Source organism: Aquabacterium sp., assembly GCF_041915145.1.
Classification (GTDB): Bacteria; Pseudomonadota; Gammaproteobacteria; order Burkholderiales; family Burkholderiaceae_C; genus Aquabacterium.
Genome location: NZ_JAYSBZ010000101.1, coordinates 1 through 8235 on the forward strand (window position 1 = coordinate 1; position 8235 = coordinate 8235).

Here is an 8235-nt window from a genome sequence, read left to right on the forward strand (position 1 = left end):
GGCAGCAGGTCGAGAACGGCGCGCAGGTCATCGACATCAACATGGACGAGGCCATGCTCGACAGTCAGGCCGCCATGATGCGTTTCTTGAATCTGATCGCCAGTGAGCCCGAGATCGCCCGCGTGCCGATCATGATCGACTCGTCGAAGTGGAGCGTGATCGAGGCCGGTCTCAAGTGCATCCAGGGCAAGGGCATCGTCAACTCGATTTCGCTCAAGGAAGGCGAGGCCGAGTTCAAGCGCCAGGCCAAGCTGGTGCGGCGCTATGGCGCGGCGGCGGTGGTGATGGCCTTCGACGAGCAAGGTCAGGCCGACACCTACCAGCGCAAGATCGAGATCTGCGAGCGGGCCTACCGCATGCTGGTCGATGAGGTGGGCTTCGCGCCCGAAGACATCATCTTCGACCCCAACATCTTCGCCATCGCCACCGGCATCGAGGAGCACGACAACTACGCCGTCGACTTCATCAACGCCACGCGCTGGATCAAGCAGAACCTGCCGGGCGCCAAGGTGAGCGGCGGCGTGAGCAACGTGTCGTTCAGCTTCCGCGGCAACGAGCCGGTGCGCGAGGCCATCCACACGGTGTTTCTGTATCACGCCATCCAGGCGGGCATGGACATGGGCATCGTCAATGCCGGCATGGTCGGCGTGTACGACGACCTCGACCCCGAGCTGCGCGAGCGCGTCGAAGACGTGGTGCTGAACCGCCGCCCCGATGCCGCCGAGCGGCTCATCGAGATCGCCGAGCGCGCCAAGGGCCTGGCCAAGGATGATTCGGCCAAGCTCGCCTGGCGCGGCACGCCCGACAACCCCCGCCCCGTGGCCGAGCGCCTGAGCCACGCGCTGGTGCATGGCATCACCGACTTCATCGTCGAAGACACCGAGGCGGTCTATCAGGAGATCAAGGCCAAGGGCGGACGCCCGCTGCACGTGATCGAAGGCCCGCTGATGGACGGCATGAACGTGGTCGGCGACCTGTTCGGCGCGGGCAAGATGTTCTTGCCGCAGGTGGTGAAGAGCGCCCGCGTGATGAAGCAGGCCGTGGCCCACCTCGTGCCCTACATCGAAGAAGAAAAGCGCCAGCTCGAAGCCGCCGGCGGCGACGTGCGCGCCAAGGGCAAGATCGTGATCGCGACGGTGAAGGGCGACGTGCACGACATCGGCAAGAACATCGTCACCGTGGTCTTGCAATGCAACAACTTCGAGGTCGTCAACATGGGCGTGATGGTGCCCGCGCAAGACATCTTGAACAAGGCCAAGGAGGTGGGGGCGGACATCATCGGCTTGTCCGGCTTGATCACGCCCAGCCTTGAAGAGATGCAGCACGTGGCCGCCGAGATGCAGCGCGACGACTACTTCAAGAGCCGTCAGACGCCGCTGCTCATTGGTGGCGCCACCACCAGCCGCGTGCACACGGCCGTCAAGATCAGCCCGCATTACGAAGGCCCGGTGGTCTACGTGCCCGATGCCTCGCGCGCCGTGGGCGTGTGCTCGGATCTGCTGTCCGAAGAAAAGTCCGCCGGCTTCATCGGCGAGTTGCGGCTCGACTACGAGCGCGTGCGCCATCAGCACGCCAACAAGAAGGCCACGCCGCTGGTGAGTCTGGCCGAGGCGCGCGCCAACAAGACGCCGCTCGACTGGGCCGCCTACACGCCGCCGGTGCCCAAGGTGCTGGGCCGGCGCGTGTTCAAGAACCAGGACCTCGCCGAGCTGGCCGCGTGCATCGACTGGGCGCCGTTCTTCCAAACGTGGGATCTGGCGGGGCGCTTCCCGGCCATCCTGCAAGACGAGGTGGTGGGCGAGCAGGCCACCAAGGTCTACGCCGACGCGCAGGCCATGCTCAAGAAGATCATCGAAGGCCGTTGGCTGACGGCGCACGGCGCGATGGCGCTGTACCCGGCCAACACGGTGAACGATGACGACGTCGAGATCTACGCCGACGAGTCGCGCACCCAGGTGCTGATGACGTGGCGCGGCCTGCGCATGCAAAGCGAGCGGCCGGTGATCGACGGCGTGAAGCGACCCAACCGCTGTCTGGCCGACTTCATCGCGCCGAAGACGGGCCCGAGCGCGAAGCCGGACTACATCGGCCTGTTCGCGGTGACCGCGGGCATCGGCGTCGAGAAGAAGGAGCAGCAGTTCGTGGCGGCGCACGACGATTACTCGTCGATCCTGTTCAAGTCCTTGGCCGACCGGCTGGCCGAAGCCTTTGCCGAGTGGCTGCACCGCCGCGTGCGCGCCGAGCTGTGGGGCTACGCGGCCGACGAAGCCTTGAGCAACGAGCAATTGATCGCCGAGCGCTACCGCGGCATCCGCCCGGCGCCCGGCTACCCGGCCTGCCCCGACCACCGACCCAAGCGCGATCTGTTCGCGGTTTTGTCGGCCGACGACATCGGCATGTCGCTGACTGAAAGCCTGGCCATGCACCCGGCGGCCAGCGTGAGCGGGTTTTACTTGGCGCACCCCGAGGCCACGTATTTCAACGTCGGCCCCATCGGCGCGGACCAGCTCGCCGACTGGGCGCAGCGCAACGCGCTGGGTGAGGCCGAGGCCCGCCGCGCCTTGGCCCCGCTGCTGCCTTGACCCGGCTGGGCGCCGCGCTACTGCGCCGTGAGCACGCGCCGGTATTGGATGGCCTCGGCCACGTGGGCCGTCTGCACCGTGGCGGACGCGGCCAGATCGGCGATGGTGCGGGCAATGCGCAGCACGCGGTGGTAGCTGCGGCCTGACCAGCCCAGCCGCGTGGCCGCTGCCTGCAAGAACGAGCGGCCGGCGGCGTCGAGCTGCGCGTGGGCGTCGAGCGCTTCGCCTTGCAGCGCGGCATTCACGGCGCCCTGGCGGGCCAGTTGACGCGCGCGCGTCTCGGCCACCCGGGCCGCGATGACCGGGCTGGTTTCGCCGTCGGGCAGGGCGCTCAGCACCTCGGGCGCCACGGCGGGCACTTCGACTTGCAGGTCGATGCGATCGAGCAGCGGGCCGCTGAGCTTGCCCTGGTAGCGCAGCACGGCCTCGGGCGTGCAACGGCAGCTGCGCGTGGGGCTGCCGAGGTGGCCGCAGGGGCAGGGGTTCATCGCGGCCAGCAATTGAAAGCGCGCCGGGAATTCAGCCTGCCGCGCGGCGCGCGAGATGGTCACCGAGCCGGTTTCGAGCGGCTCGCGCAGGGCTTCGAGCGCGGCGCGGGGGAACTCGGGCAGCTCGTCGAGAAACAGCACGCCGTGGTGCGCCAGCGAGATCTCGCCGGGGCGCGGGGGCGAGCCGCCGCCCACGATGGCCACGGGTGACGCGGTGTGGTGCGGCGCGCGGAAGGCGCGGCTCGTCCAGCGGCTGGGGTCGAAGCCGCCGGTGAGGCTCAGGATGGCGGCGGACTCGAGCGCCTCGTGCTCGGATTGCGGCGGCAGCAGCCCGCCAAAGCGCTGCGCCAGCATCGATTTGCCGGTGCCGGGCGGGCCGACCAGCAGCAGGCTGTGCCCCCCGGCGGCGGCGATCTCGAGGGCGCGCTTGGCGGCGGTCTGGCCTTTGACCTCGCGCAGATCGGGGCCGCTGCCGGATGGCGCCGAGACCAGTGCCTGGGCCAGGGCGAGTGGCGTGGGGCCACCGACGTTGCTGTTGGGCGCCTCGGGCTGCAGCGCGCCGACCACGTCGAGCAGATGGCTGGCCTGGTGGATGGTCAGCTCGCTGACCAGCGCGGCCTCGCGGGCGCTGGCCTCGGGCAGCACCAGGGCGCGCGGCTCGGGCTCGCTCTTGAGCGCCAGGGCCATGGCCAGCGCGCCGCGCACCGGGCGCAGCTCGCCGGCCAGCGACAACTCGCCGGCGAACTCGTAGCGGGCCAGCTGCGCCGCGTCGATCTGCCCGCTCGCCGCCAGCAGGCCCAGCGCGATGGGCAGGTCGAAGCGGCCAGACTCCTTGGGCAGATCGGCCGGCGCCAGGTTGACGGTGATGCGCTTGTTGTGCGGGAAGTCGAGTCCGCTGTTCTGCATGGCGGCGCGCACGCGCTCGCGGGCTTCCTTGACTTCGGTGTCGGCCAGCCCGACCAGCGTGAAGCTGGGTAGGCCGTTGGCCAGGTGGACTTCGACCGTGACGGGTGGCGCGTTGAGGCCGTCCAAGGCCCGGCTGCGCACGATGGCGAGCGACATGTCTGACATCTCCCTGCAAGACGAGTTGGCGAGCTGGCTAAGTACTGTGTTTATATCCAGCCTCGCCGAACTGTAGCAGTGCTTTCGGCGACCCATGCCCCCGGATGGGCGCCTTCTGGCGGGGGGGGGGGGTGGGCGGGGCAGCGTCGTCGCGGCGTGTTTGGCCCCGGGAGTGACTCAACTTGGTGCAGGGTGAAGTCCAAGCCGGTGCGTGCGGGGGCATTTGGGGCGTGGCGGGCCAGATCGGGGCGTGGCATGGATCGTGCAGAAGCTCTGTCGCGAATCTCGAACCCCCTTTCCCAATCGGAGAAATGCATGAAGAAACAAGCCTTTGCCCTCGCTGCCCTGAGCCTGCTGTCCATCTCGGCTGCCTACGCTGAAGAAGCCAAGCCCGATTGGACGCTCACCGGCAACGCAGGCCTGTTCAGCGATTACCGCTTCCGTGGCTACACGCAAACCGCCTACAAGCCGGCCTTCCAGGGCGGCTTCGACCTCGCGCACAGCTCGGGCTTCTATGTGGGCAACTGGAACTCGAATGTCGAGCAGGCCCTGTATCGCGGCGCCTCGCTCGAAATGGACTTCTACGGCGGTTACAAATTCAACGCCGGCCCGGTCGCCCTGGATGCCGGCGCCTATTACTACTACTACCCGTCGTCAAACCACGGCTTCATGAACGCGGCAGGCAAGCAGGCGCACCAAGATGAAATCTACATCGGCGCCAGTTACAGCTTCTTCACCGCCAAGCTCTCGTACGGCCTGTCGAATTTCTTCGGTTTGGGCGACGCGACCGCGACGACCCCCGAAGTCAAGACCGACGGCAACTACTACCTTGACCTGGGCTTCGCCTACGACCTGGGCCAAGGCTATGGCATCAACGCCCACTACGGCTACCAGAAGGTGCCGCATGGCAAGGATGCGGGCCTCGTGGCTAACAACGCGTCGGACTACAAGCTGGGCATGACCAAGGACTTCAGCGGCTGGGTGGCGGGCGCCTCGCTGATCTCGACCAGCAAGAAGGACTGGTTCACCACCGGCGTGAGCCCCACGCGCGGCGCGGGCAAGACCGGCCTCGTGCTGTCGCTGTCCAAGACGTTCTGATCTCTCACCCGACAACCCCAGAAAAAAGGAGCCAACCATGAAGATGGTGACTGCCGTCATCAAGCCGTTCAAGCTCGATGAAGTGCGTGAGGCTCTGTCCGCCATCGGCGTGCAGGGCATCACCGTGACCGAAGTCAAGGGCTTCGGTCGTCAGAAGGGCCACACCGAGCTGTACCGTGGCGCGGAATACGTGGTCGACTTCCTGCCCAAAGTGAAGATCGAAGCGGCCGTGGACGACGCCATCGTCGACCGCGTGATCGAAGCCATCGAGGCCTCGGCCCGCACCGGCAAGATCGGCGACGGCAAGATTTTCGTGACCAGCATCGAGCAGGTCGTCCGCATCCGCACCGGCGAAACCGGCAACGACGCGCTCTGAGCGTCAGCCCGGTTGCCAACCAGCCCGTGAACCGCAACACGAAAGCAAACCCATGAGAAAACTCATCGCTACCCTGGCGCTGGGTTTGGCAGTCTTCGGATTCGCCACTCCCAGCATGGCCGACGATGCCGCCAGCGCGGCTGCATCGGCTCCGGTCGCTGCCGCTTCGGCTGAAGCGGCCGCCCCTGCGTCGGCCCCTGTGGCAGATGCGGCGTCGGATGCCGCTGCTTCGGCGCCGCCGCAAAACGTCAACAAGGGCGATACCGCCTGGATGCTCGTCTCGACGCTGCTCGTGATCCTGATGACCGTGCCCGGCCTCGCGCTGTTCTACGGCGGCCTGGTGCGCAGCAAGAACATGCTGTCCGTGCTGATGCAGATCATGGTGACCTTCTCGCTGATCGTCGTGCTGTGGTGCCTCTACGGCTACAGCCTGGCGTTCACCGAGGGCAACGCCTACATCGGCGGGCTGGACAGGCTGTTCCTGAAGGGCATCTTCGACCCCGCCACCGGCGTGTTCGCCAACGCGGCGACCTTCAGCAAGGGTGTCTACATCCCCGAGCTGGTGTTCGCGGCCTTCCAGGCCACCTTCGCAGGCATCACCTGCTGCCTGATCGTGGGTGCCTTCGCCGAGCGCGCCAAGTTCTCGGCCGTGCTGGCCTTCATGGTGCTGTGGTTCACCTTCAGCTACACCCCGATCGCCCACATGGTCTGGTTCTGGATGGGCCCGGACGCCTACGCCTCGAAGGACGTGGTCGATGCCATGAACGCCAAGGCCGGCTTGCTGTGGCAATGGGGCGCGCTGGACTTCGCCGGCGGTACCGTGGTGCACATCAACGCCGCCGTGGCGGGCCTGGTGGGTGCCTTCCTGATCGGCAAGCGCGTCGGCTACGGCAAGGAAGCCTTCACGCCGCACTCGCTGACGCTGACCATGGTCGGGGCCTCGCTGCTGTGGGTGGGCTGGTTCGGCTTCAACGCCGGCTCGGCGCTCGAGGCGGGCAACTCGGCGGCGCTGGCGTTCATGAACACCTTCTCGGCCACCGCCGCCGCCGTGCTGGGCTGGTGTCTGGGTGAAGCGCTGCTCAAGGGCAAGGCCTCGATGCTGGGTGCGGCTTCGGGCGCGGTCGCCGGTCTGGTGGCCATCACCCCCGCAGCCGGCAACGTCGGCCTGATGGGCGCGATCGTGATCGGCTTCATCGCCGGTCTGGTCTGCCTGTGGGGCGTGACGGGGCTGAAGAAGATCCTCGGCGCCGACGACTCGCTGGACGTGTTCGGCGTGCACGGCGTGGGCGGCATCCTGGGTGCGTTGCTGACGGGCGTGTTCAACAACCAGTCGCTGGCGGGCCCGGGCCTGGTCACCGACTGGGTCACCGCCGCCGTGGGCTCCAACGGCATCGGCGCGCAAGTGCTGATCCAGGCCAAGGCGGTGGGCTTGACCATCGTCTGGTCGGGCGTGGTGTCGTTCGTCGCCTACAAGCTGGTTGACTTGGTGATTGGCCTGCGCGTGCCTGAAGAGGAAGAGCGCGAAGGTCTGGACATCACCTCGCACGGCGAAACGGCGTATCACAACTGAGCCTGGCGCGACCTTGTGCCGGCAAGGCCGCTCCCTCGGGGGCGGCCTTTTTTCTTGGCGACGCCACGGCGCGGGCCGAATCCCTAGAATGGCCTTCCGTCCCTCACGCACCACAATCCGCGCATGGTCCCTCACCTCATCACGGCGCTCAACGGCCCCATCAACGAGCTCGAGCAACGCATCCTCGAATCGATGCCCGCCATCGAACGCTGGTTCCGCCTCGAATGGATGGAGCACACGCCGCCGTTCTACACCTCGGTGGACGTGCGCAACGCCGGCTTCAAGCTCGCGCCGGTCGATACCAATCTGTACCCGGGCGGCTTCAACAACCTGACCACCGAGATGCTGCCGCTGGCCGTGCAGGCGGCGATGGCGGCCATCGAGAAGATCTGCCCCGAGGCCAAGAACCTGCTGCTGATCCCCGAGAAGCACACGCGCAACACCTTCTACCTGGCCAACGTGGCGCGGCTGATGGAGATCTTCACGCTGGCGGGGCTCAATGTGCGCCTGGGCACGCTCGACGAAACCATCACCGCGCCGACCACGCTGCCGCTGCCCGATGGCAGCACGCTCACCGTCGAGCCGCTGGTGCGCGGCAAGCGCCGCCTGGGCCTGAAAGACTTCGACCCCTGCACGATCTTGCTCAACAACGACCTGTCGGCGGGCATCCCCGACGTGCTGCGCGGCCTGCACGAGCAATACCTGCTGCCGCCGCTGCACGCCGGCTGGGCGGTGCGCCGCAAGAGTCAGCACTTCGAGGCCTACGAGGAAGTGGCCAAGAAGTTCGCCAAGCTGCTGGGCATGGACCCGTGGCTCATCAACCCGATGTTCTCGCGCTGCGGCGAGGTCAACTTCGCCGAAGGCACCGGCAACGAATGCCTGCAGAGCAACGTCGACACGCTGCTCACCAAGATCCGCCGCAAGTACAAGGAATACGGCATCAACGAAAAGCCCTTCGTGATCGTCAAGGCCGACAACGGCACCTACGGCATGGGCATCATGACCGTGCGCGACGCCAAGGATCTGACCGAGCTGAACCGCCGCACGCGCAACAAGATG

The 8235-nt window shown here is 67.0% G+C and carries 6 protein-coding genes; 5 read left to right on the plus strand and 1 reads right to left on the minus strand.

The window, feature by feature from the left end:
- Positions 1 to 2582: methionine synthase (gene metH / locus ACE3SS_RS13935; protein ID WP_374594941.1), on the plus strand; the 2582-nt coding region annotated here is incomplete at its 5' end.
- A gap of 17 nt (positions 2583 to 2599) precedes the next feature.
- Here metH and ACE3SS_RS13940 read toward each other — a convergent pair.
- A complete protein-coding gene (locus ACE3SS_RS13940; protein WP_374594943.1) occupies positions 2600 to 4132 on the minus strand; it encodes a YifB family Mg chelatase-like AAA ATPase in 1533 nt (510 codons plus the stop codon).
- 315 nt (positions 4133 to 4447) lie between these two features.
- Here ACE3SS_RS13940 and ACE3SS_RS13945 point away from each other — a divergent pair, with 315 nt between their 5' ends.
- From ACE3SS_RS13945 to gshA, 4 genes are all read left to right on the plus strand, one after another.
- On the plus strand, positions 4448 to 5230 hold the full coding sequence (locus ACE3SS_RS13945) for a TorF family putative porin (RefSeq protein ID WP_374594945.1): 783 nt from the start codon (positions 4448 to 4450) through the stop codon (positions 5228 to 5230).
- Between the two features lie 37 nt (positions 5231 to 5267).
- On the plus strand, positions 5268 to 5606 hold the full coding sequence (locus tag ACE3SS_RS13950) for a P-II family nitrogen regulator (protein WP_374594947.1): 339 nt from the start codon (positions 5268 to 5270) through the stop codon (positions 5604 to 5606).
- A gap of 52 nt (positions 5607 to 5658) precedes the next feature.
- Entirely contained in the window at positions 5659 to 7176 is a 1518-nt protein-coding gene (locus tag ACE3SS_RS13955) for an ammonium transporter (protein ID WP_374594949.1), read from the plus strand.
- Positions 7177 to 7299: 123 nt separating this feature from the next.
- Positions 7300 to 8235: glutamate--cysteine ligase (gshA, locus tag ACE3SS_RS13960; protein ID WP_374594951.1), on the plus strand; the 936-nt coding region annotated here is incomplete at its 3' end.

Coding starts and splice junctions, on each gene's coding strand:
- ACE3SS_RS13940 (WP_374594943.1), bottom strand. CDS start 4,132: ATGTCGCTCGCCATCGTGCGCAGCCGGGCCTTGGACGGCCTCAACGCG.
- ACE3SS_RS13945 (WP_374594945.1), top strand. CDS start 4,448: ATGAAGAAACAAGCCTTTGCCCTCGCTGCCCTGAGCCTGCTGTCCATC.
- ACE3SS_RS13950 (WP_374594947.1), top strand. CDS start 5,268: ATGAAGATGGTGACTGCCGTCATCAAGCCGTTCAAGCTCGATGAAGTG.
- ACE3SS_RS13955 (WP_374594949.1), top strand. CDS start 5,659: ATGAGAAAACTCATCGCTACCCTGGCGCTGGGTTTGGCAGTCTTCGGA.